The following is a 16,831-nucleotide window of genomic DNA, read 5'->3' as shown; positions in this document are numbered from 1 at the left end:
CACGTCCCCGTTGGTCGTTCTTTCCTCACCATAGGAGGAGGGGAAGAGGCCTGAGCAGTTACTTATGTCATGAGTTTCCGGTCAGTAATGTCCCTGCTGTTCCCGCCCGCGGACCGGGTGGTCAGCCCTGCCGCCGCTTGCGCCCCGCCGCCGCCTCGCTCCCGCACGCGTACGCCAGCGCGTCGATCAGCTCCTCGGTGTCCGGCAGCCACCGGTTCGCCGGCGTGGGCCGCCGCGCCCACTGGACCGAGCCCCGGCCGCCGAAGCGGGTGGGCGGGGCGGCCACGTACTCGCCCTCGCCCCGCACGGCGAGGTCGATCGCCGACGGCGACCAGCCCAGCTTGCGCACCAGGTCCGTCATCTTGGCCCCGGCGCCCGGCAGGACGAAGAACAGCATCCGGTGGTCGGGCGTGAGCGCGACCGGCCCCAGAGTGCGCTGCATCCGCTCCAGCCGCGCCAGGGCCAGGAACCCGGCGGCGTCCGGCACGTCCAGCGCGTCGAACGCCCGGCCCGTGGGCATCAGGATCGAGGCCTCGGGGTGCTTCGCCCAGATCCGCCGGACCTGCACCGCGCTGCCGGTCGCCAGCGACGCCCAGTCCTTCACCGCCGGGTGTGCGCCGGGCGCCACGCAGTCCTCCGCCCCGCAGGAGCACAACTCCCGCCCGTCACCGGCCTCCAGCCAGGTTCCGGCGAAGACGTCCCAGTGCCGTTCCTCCGCGTACCGCACGGCATGGTCCAGCAGCTGCTCGCCGCGCTGCTTGGGGATGGGTGCGGTCTCCGTGACTCCGATGGTCTCTTTCACGCCCATCACAACTACCCGGACCACCCGGGGTTACGGGCGTAAACCGGCCGGTGGGCGGAGCATCGATCCTGCATGCGGGGCGCACTGGTGCACGGGCGGGGGCGCGTGGGAGGGCGGGGCGCGGCCGCTGGGTAGCGACAAGACGCAGAGCGGAAGATTCTCCGCACATCAGGCGGGAAGTGATCATTCCACGATCACCCGCGGCCTCAGGGGGTTTTCATGGCAGCCAGGCCTCTCGTCGCCCGCCAGCCGAACGAACGGCTGCAGGCGCTCATCCAGGAAGCCGGGTGCTCCAACGCCGGGCTCGCCCGGCGCGTCAACATGTGCGGGTCGGAACACGGTCTCGACCTCCGCTACGACAAGACCTCCGTGGCCCGCTGGCTGCGCGGCCAGCAGCCACGCGGCCGGGCCCCCGGGATCATCGCCGAGGCGATCGGCCGCAAACTCGGCCGCGCCGTCACCATCGACGAGATCGGCATGGCCAACGGCAAGAACCTCGCCTCCGGCGTCGGCCTGCAGTTCTCCCCGACCGTCGTCGGCGCCATCGAGCAGGTCTGCGAACTGTGGCGCAGCGACGTGGGGCGGCGCGACTTCCTGGCGGGCTCCAGCGTGGCAGCCTCCGCGCTCGTCGAGCCGAGCCGCGACTGGCTGATCACCGGCACGGACACGCAGGTGGCCCGCAGTGGCGGTTCGAAGGTCGGCATGTCCGACGTCGAGGCCGTACGGGCCACCACCGACGCGCTCACCGAGCTCGACCACCGCTTCGGCAGCGGGCACGTCCGGCCCGTGGTCGTTCACTACCTCAACTCCGTGGTGTCCGGACTGATCGGCGGCTCCTACCGGGAGCCGGTCGGGCGGGCGCTGTTCGCGGCGGTGGCCCGGCTGACGGAACTCGCGGGCTACATGGCGGTGGACACGGGCCAGCCCGGCCTGGCCCAGCGCTACTACATCCAGGCGCTGCGGCTGGCGCAGGCCGCCGGCGACCGGGCGTACGGGGGCTACGTGCTCGCCGCCTCCATGAGCCATCTCGCCGCCGAGCTGGGCAATCCCCGGGAGATCGCGCAGCTGGCGCGGGCCGCGCAGGAGGGAACACGGGGGCAGGTCACCCCGCGGGTGGAGGCCATGTTCTACGCGGCGGAGGCGCGCGGGCACGCGCTGCTCGGGGACACCCGGGCGACGGCGGTGCTGTCGTCGCGGGCCGTCAGCGCGCTGGAGCGGGCGGAGCCGGAGTCGGGTGACGACCCGGTGTGGATCCGCCACTTCGACCAGGCGTACCTCGCGGACGAGCTGGCCCACTGCCACCGGGACCTGGGCCAGGGGGAGGCGGCGGCCCGGATGGCGGAGGAGGCGCTACGGGGCCTCCCGGCGGGCAAGGCGCGCCGCAGGGCCATCGGGCTGCTGCTGCTGGCGGCGGCGCAGGTGCAGCAGCGGGAGGTGGAGCAGGCCTGCCATACGGCCACGAAGGCGGCGGACCTGCTGGAGGGGCTCCGCTCGAACCGGGGGACGGAGTACCTGGACGACTTCCGGGAGCGGCTGGAGCCGTACCGGGAGGAGGCGGCGGTAAGGGAGTTCGCAGCGCGGGTCGCCTAGCGGCGGGCCGGGCCGGGCCGGGTTCGGTCGGGCCGGGCCCCCTGGGTGGGTGCGGCGCCGTTGCCGGGGCGCTGCCCCCGGGCCCCCGCGCCTCAAACGCCGGCGGGGCTGGGTATGGCTCCGGCGGGGCGGGGTTCGGGTCGGGTCGGGCCCGTTGGGTGGGTGCGGGGCCGTTGCCGGGGGCGCTGCCCCCGGGCCCCCGCGCCTCAAACGCCGGCGGGGCTGGGTATGGGGCCGGGTACGGCTCCGGCGGGGCTGGGGACGGCTCCGGCGGGGTGGACGGGGCCGGGGGCGCGGGTGGCCTCACCGTGGTGGGGCGTGACCCGGTAGCGTGAGCCGACGGTTCCGTAGGTTCGGGCGAGTCGGAGAAGGAGTCCCGGTGACGGAGAACGGACAGGGGAGCGCCCCCCAGCCGGGTGCCCCGTGGGGTCCGGACCCCGGGCAGCAGCCGCAGGGCGGGCCCGGGCACGTGGTGGGGCCCGGGTACGAGGGACCGGGGCAGCCGCACGGCTACGGCTACCCGCCGCTGCCCGAGGCCGTCACCCAGTACATCCCGCCCGTGCCGGCGGGTCCGGGTCAGGGTGAGGCGGCGACTCAGTACATCCCGCCCGTGCCGGCGGGTCCGGGTCAGGGTGAGGCGGCGACGCAGTACATCCCGCCCGTGCCGGCGGGTCCGGGTCAGGGTGAGGCGGCGACGCAGTACATCCCGCCCGTGCCGGCGGGTCCCGCGCACGAGGAGGCGGCGACCCAGTACATACCGCCGGTACCCGCGGCCGGCGGGCTCGAGCCGTTCGACGGGCTGTTCCGCGGCGACGACTCCGCCGGGCACACCCAGCACCTGCCGCCGGTCCAGGAGCCGGTGCTGCGGCAGCCGCCGCCGCGCCCCTATCCGCCGCGCGCGCAGGGCCGCCCCGTACCCCCGCCGCAGCAGCTCCGGCAGCCGCAGTTCCAGCAGGCGCAGTACGCGCCGCCCCCGCCGCCGGAGCCGTCCCGCAAGGTGTCTCCCGCGATCATCGCCGCGGTGGTCATCGGCCTCGCCGTGGTCGGGCTCGGTGTCGGCTCGCTGCTCAGCGAGGACAAGCCGCAGAACAACGACCCGGGCGCGGTGGCCGCCGCGCCCAGCACGAGCGGCGGCACGGCGGCGCCCGCCGGCGAGGCCCCCGTGGACCCCGGCCGCCCGCAGGCCGTGCAGCTGGACAAGGTCCTCGCGGACAGCAACGACAGCCGGGCCTCGGTGATCAAGGCCGTGGACGACATCAAGGGATGCAAGAACCTCGCCCAGGCGGCCGGCGACCTGCGCGACGCGGCCCGTCAGCGGGAGGAGCTCGTCACCCGCCTCCAGGAGCTGAAGGTGGAACAGCTCCCGGAGAACGCGAAGCTGACCGCCGCCCTCACCAAGGCCTGGCAGTCCTCGGCGGCCGCCGACAACAGCTACGCGGCCTGGGCGGACGACGTGGACCACGACAAGTGCAAGGACGGCAAGGCCAAGAACTCGGAGAACGCCGTCGCCGGCAACAAGGCGAGCGGCGAGGCCACGAAGGCGAAGGAGTCGGCCGCGGCGCTGTGGAACAACATCGCGGCCAAGTACGGACTCACCAAGCGCGACAAGTCGCAGCTCTGACACCTCCCCCTCCAGGGGGACCGACAGGCCCGCCGGGGCTCACGCCGCCCGGGGAGCCTGTTCCAGTGTCGCCGTCATGTCCAGCGACCCCTCGCCCTCCTGGGCGACGAGCCGGCCGGACCGGACGACCTGGAAGGTGACCCGGCCGTTGACGATGCGGGGAAAGCCGGCGACGGCGCGCATGTCCTGGTAGCGCCAGCTCAGGTCCGGGGTGAGGCCGCCGGTCTTGACCGCCTGCGACTGGTTGAGCATGCGCCCGACCTTGCGGGCCGTGATGTCCTCGTCCGCCTTGAAGCGCTTCACGATCTCGCTCAACACGGTGTACGCGATCCAGGTGGTCTGCGCCCCGCTGTCGTCGGGGTCGACGGTGTCGTCGCCGAACGCGTACTCGGAGATCACCTTGCGCATCGGCTCCCAGAGCGGGTCGCCCGCCACCGGGTACCAACTGGTCAGGAACGCGCCCTCGAAGGGGCTCTCCTTGCCGCCGGTGCGGTCCACCAGGGACTGGCTGACGCTGCCCAGGACCGAGGAGATCTGCGGCTTGCGGTTCTGGGTGTCGGCCCGGCGGAAGGCGTCGAAGAAGGTTTCGGTGCGCTCGCCGAGCACCGCGGTCACACACCCCCTGCCGCTCTCCTTGGCGTCCTTGGAATCCTTCGGGTCCTTGGCGGCGTCCTTGGAGTCCTTGGTGCTCGCGGCACCGGTGGGGGAGAGGGTGCCGAAGAGGGCCTCGCGGGCCTGTGGCGCGAAGTCCGCGGAGTCCTCGGCGGCCCGGATGTCAGAGGCGTCGGCCATCTTGTTGGCCTTGAGCCCGGCGTTCAGCAGGACGGGCATCGAGTCGCCCGCGAGGGTGTCGGGGCGGACCAGGGCGACCTGGCCGCACACGCGGCCCAGTTGGTGACCGGCGCCGGCGAGGAGCACCGGCTGGCCGCCGTTGACGGGGTAGGAGAGGGTCGACTGGAACTCCTCGGACGTGACCCCGTAACCCCCGATGAACGGGATGCCCTCGGCCTCCAGCGGGGCCATGAAGGCGCGTCCGTGCTGGCTGTAGGAGCCGACGACGGCGACGGCCTTCTCGCTGATCGCCTTGCGGGCGCAGTCGGCGGCGCCGGTGGGGGTGTTCTTCTCGTTGCAGGTCAGGACGCGCAGCTTGCGCCCGTTGATGCCGCCCTTGGCATTGACCCAGCGCTCGTACGCCTTGGCCATGCCGGGCATTCCGGGCATGTTGGTCGCCTTGGTGTCCTCGGGCGCGAACGTCATGACGGTGAGGGTGTCCCCGGAGCCCCCCGAGTCTCCGGGGAGCACCCCGCACCCGGCGACGAGGCACGCGCCCATCGCCGTGGCCAGAAGGGTGCGGGAGAGGGCTGTTGCGCGTCGCCGATCGGTCATGTCCATGCACCATTCCGCCCCGTGGGGAACTGGAGAGTGAGGAGTCCGCAACATTGGGTGACGCCCAGGTGAATTACCGGGGGGAAGGTCATATTCCGTTTGTTCACATGCGGCGCAAGATCACAGGGGGCGGGAACGTACGATCGAACGCGTGACATTCGCCCAAGGTTCGAAGAACCCTTCCCGACGCGGTGGCCGCTCCTCCACCATGGGCGGCATGCCCCTGAACGACATGCCGTGGTGGCGCTGGCGCAGCAATGTGCGCTCGGCGCTGCACATGCTCTCCGACCCTGCCTTCCACGAGGACACCTGGCTGGCCGGCGCCGAGGGGTACGGGGACGTGACCGACGCCGTGTACCGGCTCGTCGAGGACACCTGGCTCGACAGCTGGTCGGCGGAGAAGTACGTCGGCACGATCTTCCGCGACTCACAGGAAGCGGCCCTGGTCGACCTGGCCGTGCTGCGGGTGCTGCGCATCCTGCACCAGGTCGGGCCCGACGCACCCGTTTCCGTCTACCTGGAGCACCACGCCTGGCCCGAGGCGGTCCGCGCTGCGCGCGAGGCGCACGTACGGCTGGCCGTTGCGGACGGGGACGATCCGGACGCCCGGCCGACGTCGTTGGAAGTGCTGAGGATCCTCACCCGCGCGGTGTGAAAGGCTATGCGGTCATGAGCGACCCGCAGCCCGAGGCACAGCCGCAGCCCCAGTACGTCCTTACCGTGTCCTGCCCCGACAAGCAGGGCATCGTGCACGCCGTGTCGAGTTACCTCTTCATGACCGGCTGCAACATCGTGGACAGCCAGCAGTTCGGAGACCGGGAGACCGGGCTCTTCTTCATGCGGGTGCACTTCGAGGCCGAGCCGGCGGTGACCGTGGAGAAGCTGCGCGCGAGCTTCGCCGCGATCGGCGAATCCTTCAAGATGGACTGGCAGATCCACCGCTCCGACGAGCGCATGCGGATCGTCCTGATGGTGTCGAAGTTCGGCCACTGCTTGAACGACCTGCTGTTCCGTTCGTCTATCGGCGCCCTGCCGGTCGAGATCGCGGCCGTGGTCTCCAACCACACCGACTTCGCGGAGCTGGTGGGCTCGTACGACATCCCGTTCGTGCACATCCCGGTGACGAAGGACACAAAGGCGGCGGCGGAGGCGGAGCTGCTGAAGCTCGTGCGCTCCGAGAACGTCGAGCTGGTCGTGCTCGCCCGGTACATGCAGGTGCTGTCCGACACCCTCTGCAAGGAGCTGAGCGGGCGGATCATCAACATCCACCACTCGTTCCTGCCGAGCTTCAAGGGCGCGAAGCCGTACCACCAGGCGCACGCGCGCGGTGTGAAGCTGATCGGCGCGACCGCGCACTACGTGACGGCGGACCTGGACGAGGGGCCGATCATCGAGCAGGAGGTCGAGCGGGTGGGCCACGAGGTGACCCCGGACCAGCTGGTGGCGATCGGGCGCGACGTGGAGTGCCAGGCGCTGGCGCGCGCGGTGAAGTGGCACAGCGAGCACCGCGTCCTCCTCAACGGCAGCCGCACGGTCGTCTTCGCGTAGCCCTGCGGGCTGCTGCGGTCCGGGACCTGGACCTGGACCGGCGTCCGGGGTCCGGGAGGCCGGCCGTGCGGGTCGGCCGCCGGGGGCTGCCCTGGGGCCTGCGGTGCTGGGGCCTGCGGTGCGGCGGGGTGCCGCGGGGTGGGTCCGTGCGGGCCGGCTGCCGGGGCGCTGCCCCGGGCCCCGCGCCTCGATCGCCGGCGGGGCTGGGTCGGCCCCCGGGCGGCCGGATCGTCGGCCTGGGGCGCGCGGGATCGGCCCCGGCGTGCCCGTTTCGGCCCGAGGGCCCAATTTGCCTGGTGGGGCTGGAGGGTCGGGGTCCGGGCCGGAGGCGCAGCGGAGCGGTGGCGGGGCCGCGGGCCCCGCCGTTCACCGCCGAGCTCGCCGCAGGCGTCAGGCGTCGGGAGCCTCCACGCCGCAGTAGGCGGCGAAGGCCGTCAGGATCTCGTCCTCCGAGATGCGGCCGTCGCCGTCCGCGTCCAGGGCCGCCGCCACCTGTGTGGCCAGCTCCGGCGGTGTGCCGAGGACCCGCAGGACCCGCGCCGCCGCCGCGGGGGCGGCGCCGCCGCCCTCCCCGTCCGCCACCGCGATCACGGCCCGCAGGAACGGCCGCGCGATCTCCGCGAACCGCTCCGGGCTGTCCCGCAGCCGCTTCGCCGCCCCGGTGATGAACTCCTCGCGGGACACCCGCTGGTCCCCGTCGACGTCCGCGATCCCGGCCATCCCCTGCCAGAAGGCCTCGGCCCCGGCGAACACGGCCTGGCCCTTGTCCGACCGGGCGGTGGTACCGAATTCGGCCAGGACGGCCTTCGCGGCCGCGCTGAAGTCCTCCCGGTCGATATAGCCGGACCCGTCCTGGTCGAAGGTGGCGAATCGGGCGGCGATCTTGCGCTCGTATTCTGCGCTGTCCATGTTCGGCGTTCCGCCTTCACGTGTGCGGTGGGTTCAGATCAAGACAGGCAGGAGCGTAAGGCCTAGGTGGCCTGCGCGTTAAGCGAAGCGGTCAAGCAGGCGGCCGCATCGAACCCGCGCACGGGGAGCGCGGCGGGGCGCGTACACATGTGCCCATGTGCCGTCGCCCCTACCACGGTTCACACGCTGCCACCCGCCTATCACGCAGGGCTCACTTCCAGAGTGACCTTCCCGCAAAACGGGCGCACCTGGCCATGTGGCCACTACATTCGATGCGTCGACACACGGCTGGGGGCATCATGCCTAAGGACGTACCACCGCGCTGGGACCGCCGCATGCAGCAGCGCCTCGCCCGCGGCGAGGCCGCCGCGCTCGGGGAGCTGTACGACCGGTTCGCCTCGCTCGTACACAGCCTGGCGCACCGTGTGCTGGGCGACGAGAAGGCGGCGGACCGGATCACCCGTGAGGTCTTCGGCTACATCTGGGAGAACCCGGACGCCTACGACCCCAAGCAGGGCTCCATGCGCTCCTGGGTCGCCCGCATCACCCAGGGCCAGGCGGTGGACCGGCTGCGCCAGGCCGAACTGGGCCGCGGCTCGCGCGAGGAGCTGGAGCAGAAGGTGCGCAGCGCCAACGCGGCCGCCCGCGCGGACTACATCGTCACCTCCATGCCCGCGCCGCTGCGCGCCGCGCTCGAACTCGCGTACTTCAAGCGGCGCGACTACCGGCAGGCCGCCGCCGACCTCCAGATCAGCGAGGACGAGGCGCGCCGCCGGCTGCGTCTCGGGCTGCAGTTGCTGTCGACCGCCAACACCCTCCCGCAGGAGGACACCGCCCCGCCCGGATACGGCCCGCGCGAATACGGAACGCCCCGATGAACGGCCCCGCCGAGTCCCACGACGACGGATACGAGCGGCCCGGCGGCCGGGCCCGGATACCGGCTCCGCGCGGCGCCGCCGACGACATGGATCCGCGGCACGCGCCGCTGGTCGCGGAGCCGCCGGGGCCGGAGCCCCTGTCGGCGCCGGTGCCGCCGCCGCGGTCGCACGCCGTACTGAAGTCCCTGCTCGGGGCGTGGGCGTTGGCCGCGTGCTCCGCCGAGGAGACGCAGGCGGTGGAGGACCACCTCACCGAGTGCGCTCCCTGCGCGGAGGAGGCGCTGCGGCTGCGCGACGCGGTGGGGCTCCTGCACCCGGAGGAGAACCTCGACCTCAAGCCGCTGCTGCGCTCGCGGGTGCTGGAGGACTGCCTGGGCAAGCGGCCGGCCCGTATCCCCGTACCGGTGTGGGCGAACCCGTACGACACCGAGACCGCGCGGCTCGACGCGCTGCTCCAGGACTTCGGGGACTCCGAGTGGCACACCCCGGTCCGGCTGAAGTGGTTCGAGGACGAGCGGCGGACGACGCACCGGACCACGGTGGCGGGGGTGATCGGGCATCTGCTGACGGTGGACGGCCTGGTGGCCACCGCGCTGGGGCTGGACGATCCGCTGGGGAAGGAGGCGCCGGAGGGCGGCGGCACGACCGCGCGCACGGAGCACTTCTGGAACGCGTCGGAGTACCCGGCCACCCGGAAGGTCCGCGAGCCGTGGCGGGAGCAGGGACACACGCTGGTGCGTACGGTGTCGTTCGCGGGCCGCGGTGTCGCCGAGCTTGCCGTGGACTACGGGGGCTTCGCGCTGCCGCTCGGGGACGCGTTCCTGGAGCGGGCCTTCGAGTGCTGGGTGCACGCGTGGGACATCGCGGAGGCCGTTGACTACCCGTACGAGCCGCCGTCCGGGCCGCATCTGTACCGGATGATCGACCTCGCGGCGCGGCAGTTGCCGGGAGCGCTGGCGCGGCGCCGTCGGGCGGGGCTGGCGGCGCCGGCGCGGGGGCTGGTCGCGGCGGGCGCGCCGGGGCGGACGCTGCACCTGGAGATCGAGGGTGCGGGCGGCGGGGGCTGGGACATCTCGCTGGACTCGCCGGGGGCGGTGCCGTCGGCGGAGCGGACGGTGGCGGAGATCGCCCTGGACGGGATCGAGTTCTGCCAGCTGGCCGCCGGCCACATCTCGCCGGAGGAAGCGGCGGCGGGCCAGCACGGTGACCGCGAGGCGATCCGCGACGTCCTGTTCGCAGCGGCGTCCCTGAGCCGGATGTAGCCACCCGGCGGGGCGGTGGGGGCGGGGCGGTGGGGCGCCGGTCCGGGTGCGGCGCGAAGGTCCGGGAGGTCCGGGCCTCCGCCCCGTACCCCGCTCCTCGAACGCCGAAGGGCCGCATTCTGCCCGGCACCCGCACCCGCACCCGCACCCGCACCCCCGCGCCGCCCGGCGGGCTCAGCTGAAGCGTTCGCGGAGGCGGTACTTCAGGACCTTGCGCAAGGCGTCGTTGCGCGGGAGGGACTCCAGGAGTTCCAACTGCTCCGGGAGCTTGTGCGGGGACAGGCCCTGCCCGCGCAGGTACGAGGTCAGGGCCGGCAGGGTCAGCGCCGGGCCCGCGTCCGGAACGGGTTCCACCACCGCGCAGACGCGCTCACCCCGCTCCGGGTCCGGCAGCCCGATCACCGCCACGTCCGCCACCCCCGGCAACTGGTGCAGCAGGTCCTCGATCTCCTTCGCCGAGATGTTCTCGCCCTTGCGGATGATCACGTCCTTGCTGCGCCCCGTGAGGACCAGGTATCCCTCCGGCGTCAGGTGGCCGAGGTCGCCCGTGATCAGATAGCCGTCGGGGTCGAAGACCTCCGCCGACTGGTCCCGGTTCAAGTAGCCCTGGCAGACCGCCTCGCCGCGCAGCCGTACCTCTCCGTCCGTGTTCGCGGGGAGCGGGGTGCCGTCGGCCGACGTGATGCGGATGGACATGCCCGCCGGCGGGCGGCCCTCGGTGGTCGCGAGGTGTTCCGGGGTGTCGTCCGGTGCGCCCATGGTGATCATCGGGACCTCGGTCATGCCGTAGCCGTGGGTCAGCTGGCAGCCCATCTCGCGTACGACCGCGTGGTAGATCTCCGGCGGCTTGGGGGCTCCGCCGCCCGCGAGGAGGCGGAGGGTGGGGATCAGCGGGACGTCCGGGTCCTTGCGCTGCTCCGTGAGGAACATGGAGTAGAAGGCCGTCGAGCCGCCGGCCACCGTGACCCCGTGGCGGCGGTAGCCGTCCAGCGCGTCCGGCATCGCGAACTTCTCGAAGAGGACCGCGGGGAAGCCGTACAGCAGCAGCATCACGGTGTAGTCGGGCCCGGCTATGTGCGCGAAGGGGAAGGCCATCGAGCCGACGTCGGCCGGGGTCAGGTGCAGGGCGTGCGCGAGGCAGGAGCCGCCCGCGATCAGGGAGCGGTCGGTATGCAGGACGCCCTTGGGGTCGGAGGTGGTGCCGGAGGTCCAGTAGATCCACCGGACGTCCGTGCCGGAGGCGGGGGGTGGCGGGAGTACGGCGGGGTCGCCGTCGGGGAGGGACGCGTACGCCTCGAAGACGCCGCGTGCCCCGAGCCGCTCCGCCATCGCCGGGTGGTCGAAGCCCCGCCAGAGGCCGGGGACGGCGAAGTACTCGGCCTTGGACTCGCGGAGCGCGAAGCCCACCTCCCGGTCCCGGTAGAAGGGGATGACGGGGGACTGGACGGCGCCGATCCGGGCGAGGGCGACCGAGAGCAGCACGGTCTCGATACGGGTGGGGAGCTGCCAGGCGACGACCGTGCCGGGGCGCACTCCCATGCCGTGCAGGCCCGCGGCGACGCGCTCGGAGCGGTCGCGGAGCTCTCCGAAGGTCAGCCGGCGGTCGTCGGCGGGGTGGTCGGTGGCCTCGATGAGGACGGTGGTGTCCGGGGTCAGGGCGGCCCGGCGGGTGATCAGTTCCCACAGGGTCGCGCAGCGGCTCAGTTCTGTCGCGGTGTCCGTCATCCCGGACCTCCCCTTGGCCGACGCGAGATGGCCGGTCGTTCGATAGCTGACGGTTAGTCAGATCAAGCGCAGAGCGTAGAGCGCCGACGCTTGTCGGTCCAGGGGTGGCGGGGCTAGCTTGTTTCTGACGATCCATCAGATCGGGGAATTGGGGAGACCATGGAACTGCCTCGGATCATCAGCGTCGACGACCACGTGATCGAGCCCGCCCACCTGTTCGACGTCTGGCTGCCGGCCAGGTACCGGGACCGCGGGCCCAAGGCGCTCACCGCCGGCATCGGCGAGCTCGAGTACACGGGCGGCAAGTACGTGATCTCCATGGACCCCGACGGCCCGCCGACCGACTGGTGGATCTACGAGGACCTGAAGTTCCCGTACAAGCGCAACATCGCCGCCGTCGGCTTCGACCGCGACGACATGACGCTGGAGGGGATCACCCGCGAGGAGATGCGGCGCGGCTGCTGGGACCCCAAGGCGCGCCTCGCCGACATGGACCTCAACCACGTCGAGGCCTCGCTGTGCTTCCCGACCTTTCCGCGGTTCTGCGGCCAGACCTTTGCAGAGGCCCGCGACAAGGAAGTCGCGGTGGCGTGTGTCCGCGCCTACAACGACTGGATGGTCGAGGAGTGGTGCGGCGACAGCGGCGGCCGGCTGATCCCGCTGTGCATCATCCCGCTGTGGGACATCGACCTGGCGGTGGCCGAGATCCGGCGCAACGCGGCGCGGGGCGTAAGGGCGGTGACCTTCTCCGAGATCCCGACCTACCTGGGACTGCCGTCGATCCACTCCGGCTACTGGGACCCCTTCTTCGCCGTCTGCCAGGAGACCGGCACGGTGGTCAACATGCACATCGGGTCCAGCTCCCAGATGCCCGCCGCCTCGCCCGACGCGCCGCCCGCCGTACAGGCCTCGCTGAGCTTCAACAACGCGATGGCCTCGATGATGGACTTCCTGTTCAGCGGTGTGCTGGTGAAGTTCCCGACGCTCAAACTCGCCTACAGCGAAGGGCAGATGGGCTGGATCCCGTACGCCCTGGAGCGCGCCGACGACGTGTGGCAGGAGCACCGCGCCTGGGGCGGGGTCCGCGACCTGATCCCCGAGCCGCCGTCCACGTACTACTACCGGCAGATGTTCTGCTGCTTCTTCCGCGACAAGCACGGCATCGCCTCGCTGGACGTGGTCGGGCGGGACAACGCCACCTTCGAGACCGACTACCCGCACGTGGACTCGACCTTCCCGCACACCAAGGAGGTCGCCCTCGACCACGTGAAGGGACTGGACGAGGAGACCGTCTACAAGCTGATGCGCGGCAACGCCATCCGGATGCTCAGCCTGGACCTCGTCTGATGGATCTGACCTACACCGAGGAGGAGCGGGCCTTCCGGGCGGGGTTGCGCGAATGGCTCGGCAAGGTGCTGCCCGAGCTGCCCGCAAAGCCGTCCCCGGACGACTGGCCGGGGCGCCGCGCGTACGACCTCGGCTGGCAGCGCCGGCTGTACGAGGCCGGGTACGCGGGCCTGCACTGGCCGGTGGACGCGGGCGGCCGCGGGGCCACCCCGACCCAGCACCTGATCTTCCTGGAGGAGACGGAGCGCGCGGGCGCCCCGTACGTCGGCGCGAACTTCGTCGGGCTGCTGCACGCCGGCCCCACCATCGCCGCCGAGGGCACGGCGGAGCAGCGGGCGCGCTGGCTGCCGCCCGTACTGCGGGGCGACGAGGTGTGGTGCCAGGGGTTCAGCGAGCCGGAGGCTGGCTCCGACCTGGCCTCCCTGCGCACGCGGGCGGTCCGGGACGGCGACGAGTACGTGATCACCGGGTCGAAGACATGGACCTCGCACGCGGAGGTCGCCGACTGGTGCGAGCTGCTGGTGCGGACCGACCCCGTCAGCGCCTCCGCGCAGAAGCACCGGGGGATCTCCTGGCTGGCGATGCCGATGGACGCCCCGGGGGTGACCGTACGGCCACTGCGCACCCTCGCGGGATCGACCGAGTTCGCGGAGATGTTCCTGGACGAGGTACGGGTCCCCGTCACCCACCGGGTCGGGGCGGAGAACGACGGCTGGCGGGTCACCATGGTGACCCTGTCCTTCGAGCGGGGCACCGCCTTCGTCGGCGAGGTCGTCGCCTGCCGCCGGACCCTGGGCGATCTGGCCCGCACGGCGAAGGCGAACGGGCGCTGGGACGATCCGGTGCTGCGGCGCAGGCTGGGGCGGCTGTACGGGGAGTTCGGCGCGCTGTGGCGGCTCACGCAGTGGAACGTCAGCGAGTCGGAGCGCTGCGGCGGGGTCCCCGGCACCGGCGGCTCCGTCTTCAAGCTCGCCTACTCGCACGCGCGTCAGGAGCTGTACGACACGGCGGCGGAGGTGCTGGGGGCGGACTCGCTGGTGATGGAGGAGGAATGGGTCCTGGACCGGCTCTCGTCCCTCTCCTACACCATCGCTGCGGGCACTTCGCAGATCCAGCAGAACATCGTCGCCGAGCGGATCCTCGGCCTTCCGAAGGGCGGGTGAGGGACATGGACTTCCAGCCGACCGAGGACCAGCGGGACCTGCGGGCGGGCGTACGGGACCTGCTGGCGGGGCGGTACGGACGGGAGGCGCTGCGGGCGTCGGTGGACACGGGGACCGCCGTCGACCGCGACCTGTGGCGGGAGCTGGGCGAGGCCGGTCTCTTCGCGCTGCGGCTGCCGGAGGCGGCGGGGGGCGTGGGCCTCGGCCTCCCGGAGGCGGTCCTGGTCTTCGAGGAGGCCGGGCGGGCCCTGCTCCCGGGGCCGCTGGTGGCCACGCACCTGGCCGCCGGGCTGGTGCCGGGCGCGGCGGCGGGCACGGCGGTGGTGACCGCCTTCGACCTGGGCGGGGGGCTGGTGACCCACCTGGCGGATGCGGACGCGGTGCTGGGCGCGGCGGAGCTGCCGGCGGGGGAGCCGGTGCGTTCGGTGGACCCCCTGACCCCGCTGCACCGGGTGGCGTCCGCCGGCGACGTGTCCCCGTACCGCTCCGTGGGGGCGTTGCTGACGGCGGCGCTCCAGGTGGGCAGTGCGCTGCGGACGGTGGAGCTGGCGGTGCGGTACGCGGGGGAGCGCGAGCAGTTCGGGCAGCCCATCGGCGCGTTCCAGGCGGTCAAGCACCTGTGCGCGCAGATGCTGGTGCGGGCGGAGGTGGCGCGTACGGCGGTGTACGCGGCGGCGGTGATGGCGGAGGGGGCGGCGGAGTCGGGCGAGGGGGCGGAGCTGGGTGAGGGGGCGGAGTCGGGCGAGGGGGCGGAGTCGGGTGAGGTCGCGGCCGCGAAACTCCTGGCGGACGAGGCGGCCGTGCGCAACGCCCGGGACTGTCTCCAGGTCCACGGAGGCATGGGCTTCACATGGGAGGCGGACGTGCACCTGCACCTGAAGCGGGCCTGGGTGCGGGCCGAGCAGTGGCGGACCGCGGCGGAGGCCGAGGAGCTGCTGGCGGCGGAACTGCTGGGCTCGCTGTCGTAGCGTCGTCGTAGCGCGTTGTCACCGGAGGGCACGGGAGGGACGGCGAGGGACTCATGTCCGATTACAGAGAGTTGATATCGGTTTGTGTCCTTCGCCCACCCCTTTGCGGCCCGAAGGCAGGGGGCCGCTCCGGTACGCTCCCACGAATGCGAGCGGTTGAGCGGCGCAGGCGTCGCACAGTATGCACCACGCCCACTCCTTCGCGCGGGAATATGCCCGAAGCGCTTGTTGTCGTGACTGTATGTCAACCATGCTGCTCCGCAAGGGGATCACACTGGGTGATCCCATCCTGTCGCGAGGCGAAGTGTCCGCCGGTTCGGATGGTGTGAGCGGTGCAGGTGCTTCAGGTTCAGCTGGAGGTAGGACCGGACCCCGCCGAGGTCGGCCGGGCGCGCCGGTGGGCCCGGTCCCGGCTGGCGGGGTCGGGCATAGGTGAGGACGAGCCGCTCGCCGAGACGCTCATCCTGCTGATCTCCGAGCTGGTCACGAACGCGGTCGTGCACACGGGCTGTCCGGCCGTGCTGCGGATGCTGTTCGGGGAGCCGGGCGTGCGGGTCGAGGTCGCCGACACGAGCGACCGGGCGCCGGCCCCCCGCCAGGCCGCCGGGGACGACACCGGCGGCAGGGGCCTGGAGCTGGTGGACGGCCTGGCGGACCGCTGGGGCTGGCAGCGCGAGGGCGCGGGCAAGCGGATCTGGTGCGAGATCGACCGCGCGGAGAAGGCGGCGTCGGACTGCGCCTCGGACGGCCCTTCGGAGATTCACCCTCAGGTGCGGGAACCGCGCGTGTACCTCTAACGAGGTGTTGACGTTCCGTCACATCTTGATCACCCTGGTGTGGAGCGATTCGACGCGAGGGGACGCCAAGGGCCTGCCTTGACGAGTGCGGGTCGCGGGGTGGCGGCCGCGGTGCCGCGCTCGGGGCGTGCATGCGCGCCGCCGCCACCCGCATGTGTTCCCTGGTTGTGCGGACACGGGGCAGGGTGAACGAGCATGGCGTCGCTTTCCAGGGTTTGGCCTTGGGAACGGACGGATCCTACAGAGGGAAGTCGTTCTTCCATGGAGCGTCGAAGTCGTTCGGGTCCACCCCTATATTGCTGACCACCTCATCGACTTCCGACAACTTGCCCACGGTCGCGATGTGAATGCGTGAAATGTCCTCCTCGGAGAAGCATTCGTCCTCGTCTATCAGGTTCTTGGGGATTTCCACCATGGACACGCGGAAAGTGCCATCTTGCGAAGGGAATACCCAAACCCAAGCGTAGAGATCCTCAGAGCTCGGTTTGTGTCGTGCGGATACCGTCGAGCGGGTCATCGTCAAGCGGTTGGCGACCTCGGGCCTCATTTCTCTTCACCTCTCCTCTCCCCAGAATATTCGTATGATCGAGCCCTTGTAAGGGGAGTCCTCGTGTGTGTGAATCTGCAAGTGGGGTCGATCGCCGTCCCTGTTCTCTGATCCGTGGCCCAAAACTCGGCCATCTTCTCCGAGCTTGTCATCCCAGTGATATGTGCCACTCTTGGATCCGAAGTGCTGGCGAGTACCCTTTCCGTCGAAACCCTCGGCGTTCCGGTATCCGTCGCCATGGAATTTGCCAAGATATATCTCCTCTGCCTCGCTCCGGGAACGGACACT

The 16,831-nt window shown here is 71.9% G+C and carries 15 protein-coding genes; 10 read left to right on the top strand and 5 right to left on the bottom strand.

Annotated features, from left to right (window positions below; translation table 11 throughout):
- Positions 1 to 121: 121 nt before the first annotated feature.
- A complete protein-coding gene (locus tag AB0D48_RS15045) occupies positions 122 to 808 on the bottom strand; it encodes a bifunctional DNA primase/polymerase (RefSeq protein WP_362395589.1) in 687 nt (228 codons plus the stop codon).
- 213 nt (positions 809 to 1,021) lie between these two features.
- Here AB0D48_RS15045 and AB0D48_RS15040 point away from each other — a divergent pair, with 213 nt between their 5' ends.
- Entirely contained in the window at positions 1,022 to 2,392 is a 1,371-nt protein-coding gene (locus tag AB0D48_RS15040; protein ID WP_362395587.1) for a transcriptional regulator, read from the top strand.
- A 379-nt stretch (positions 2,393 to 2,771) separates the two neighbouring features.
- Complete coding sequence (locus AB0D48_RS15035; protein ID WP_362395585.1) at positions 2,772 to 4,013, top strand: hypothetical protein; 1,242 nt, start codon at positions 2,772 to 2,774, stop codon at positions 4,011 to 4,013.
- A gap of 39 nt (positions 4,014 to 4,052) precedes the next feature.
- On the opposite strand, the gene AB0D48_RS15030 is transcribed toward AB0D48_RS15035, so the two are convergent.
- The gene (locus AB0D48_RS15030; protein ID WP_362395583.1) at positions 4,053 to 5,399 is read right to left on the bottom strand and encodes an ABC transporter substrate-binding protein; all 1,347 of its coding nucleotides are present in this window, start codon (positions 5,397 to 5,399) and stop codon (positions 4,053 to 4,055) included.
- A 208-nt stretch (positions 5,400 to 5,607) separates the two neighbouring features.
- On the opposite strand from AB0D48_RS15030, the gene AB0D48_RS15025 reads away from it, so the two are divergent.
- Positions 5,608 to 6,054, top strand: a complete 447-nt coding sequence (locus AB0D48_RS15025; protein ID WP_362396041.1) for a hypothetical protein — start codon at positions 5,608 to 5,610, stop codon at positions 6,052 to 6,054.
- 14 nt (positions 6,055 to 6,068) lie between these two features.
- Positions 6,069 to 6,947: a formyltetrahydrofolate deformylase gene (purU, locus tag AB0D48_RS15020; RefSeq protein WP_362395581.1), complete on the top strand. Its 879-nt coding sequence runs from the start codon at positions 6,069 to 6,071 to the stop codon at positions 6,945 to 6,947.
- Between the two features lie 390 nt (positions 6,948 to 7,337).
- Here the strand turns inward: purU and AB0D48_RS15015 are convergent, their stop codons facing one another.
- Positions 7,338 to 7,856 (bottom strand): EF-hand domain-containing protein, encoded by a 519-nt coding sequence (locus AB0D48_RS15015; RefSeq protein WP_362395578.1) that lies wholly within the window; start codon positions 7,854 to 7,856, stop codon positions 7,338 to 7,340.
- 299 nt (positions 7,857 to 8,155) lie between these two features.
- Between AB0D48_RS15015 and AB0D48_RS15010 the strand changes: the two genes are divergently transcribed.
- Together AB0D48_RS15010 and AB0D48_RS15005 are read left to right on the top strand one after the other, a co-directional pair.
- Positions 8,156 to 8,734 carry a sigma-70 family RNA polymerase sigma factor gene (locus AB0D48_RS15010; protein ID WP_362395576.1) on the top strand — a complete coding sequence of 193 codons (579 nt, stop codon included), beginning with the start codon at positions 8,156 to 8,158 and terminating at the stop codon, positions 8,732 to 8,734.
- Positions 8,731 to 9,996, top strand: coding sequence for a zf-HC2 domain-containing protein (locus AB0D48_RS15005; protein ID WP_362395574.1), 1,266 nt, complete (start codon positions 8,731 to 8,733; stop codon positions 9,994 to 9,996). The genes AB0D48_RS15010 and AB0D48_RS15005 overlap by 4 nt, the downstream gene beginning before the upstream one ends.
- A gap of 174 nt (positions 9,997 to 10,170) precedes the next feature.
- On the opposite strand, the gene AB0D48_RS15000 is transcribed toward AB0D48_RS15005, so the two are convergent.
- Positions 10,171 to 11,721 (bottom strand): AMP-binding protein, encoded by a 1,551-nt coding sequence (locus AB0D48_RS15000; protein ID WP_362395572.1) that lies wholly within the window; start codon positions 11,719 to 11,721, stop codon positions 10,171 to 10,173.
- Between the two features lie 159 nt (positions 11,722 to 11,880).
- Here AB0D48_RS15000 and AB0D48_RS14995 point away from each other — a divergent pair, with 159 nt between their 5' ends.
- The 4 genes from AB0D48_RS14995 to AB0D48_RS14980 all read left to right on the top strand — a co-directional run bounded on the left by AB0D48_RS14995 (position 11,881) and on the right by AB0D48_RS14980 (position 15,996).
- Positions 11,881 to 13,068: an amidohydrolase family protein gene (locus AB0D48_RS14995; RefSeq protein WP_362395569.1), complete on the top strand. Its 1,188-nt coding sequence runs from the start codon at positions 11,881 to 11,883 to the stop codon at positions 13,066 to 13,068.
- Entirely contained in the window at positions 13,068 to 14,231 is a 1,164-nt protein-coding gene (locus AB0D48_RS14990) for an acyl-CoA dehydrogenase family protein (RefSeq protein WP_362395567.1), read from the top strand. Before AB0D48_RS14995 ends, AB0D48_RS14990 begins: the two co-directional genes overlap by 1 nt.
- A gap of 5 nt (positions 14,232 to 14,236) precedes the next feature.
- Positions 14,237 to 15,199 carry an acyl-CoA dehydrogenase family protein gene (locus tag AB0D48_RS14985; protein ID WP_362395564.1) on the top strand — a complete coding sequence of 321 codons (963 nt, stop codon included), beginning with the start codon at positions 14,237 to 14,239 and terminating at the stop codon, positions 15,197 to 15,199.
- A 332-nt stretch (positions 15,200 to 15,531) separates the two neighbouring features.
- The gene (locus AB0D48_RS14980) at positions 15,532 to 15,996 is read left to right on the top strand and encodes an ATP-binding protein (RefSeq protein ID WP_362395562.1); all 465 of its coding nucleotides are present in this window, start codon (positions 15,532 to 15,534) and stop codon (positions 15,994 to 15,996) included.
- A 238-nt stretch (positions 15,997 to 16,234) separates the two neighbouring features.
- On the opposite strand, the gene AB0D48_RS14975 is transcribed toward AB0D48_RS14980, so the two are convergent.
- Positions 16,235 to 16,543 (bottom strand): hypothetical protein, encoded by a 309-nt coding sequence (locus tag AB0D48_RS14975; RefSeq protein WP_362395559.1) that lies wholly within the window; start codon positions 16,541 to 16,543, stop codon positions 16,235 to 16,237.
- Positions 16,544 to 16,831 lie beyond the last annotated feature (288 nt).

This window comes from Streptomyces sp. NPDC048269, from assembly GCF_040652395.1.
In the GTDB taxonomy this organism is placed as follows: Bacteria; Actinomycetota; Actinomycetes; order Streptomycetales; family Streptomycetaceae; genus Streptomyces.
The sequence above is the reverse complement of the archived record's forward strand: the minus strand, read 5'-3'. Positions and strand labels throughout refer to the sequence as shown.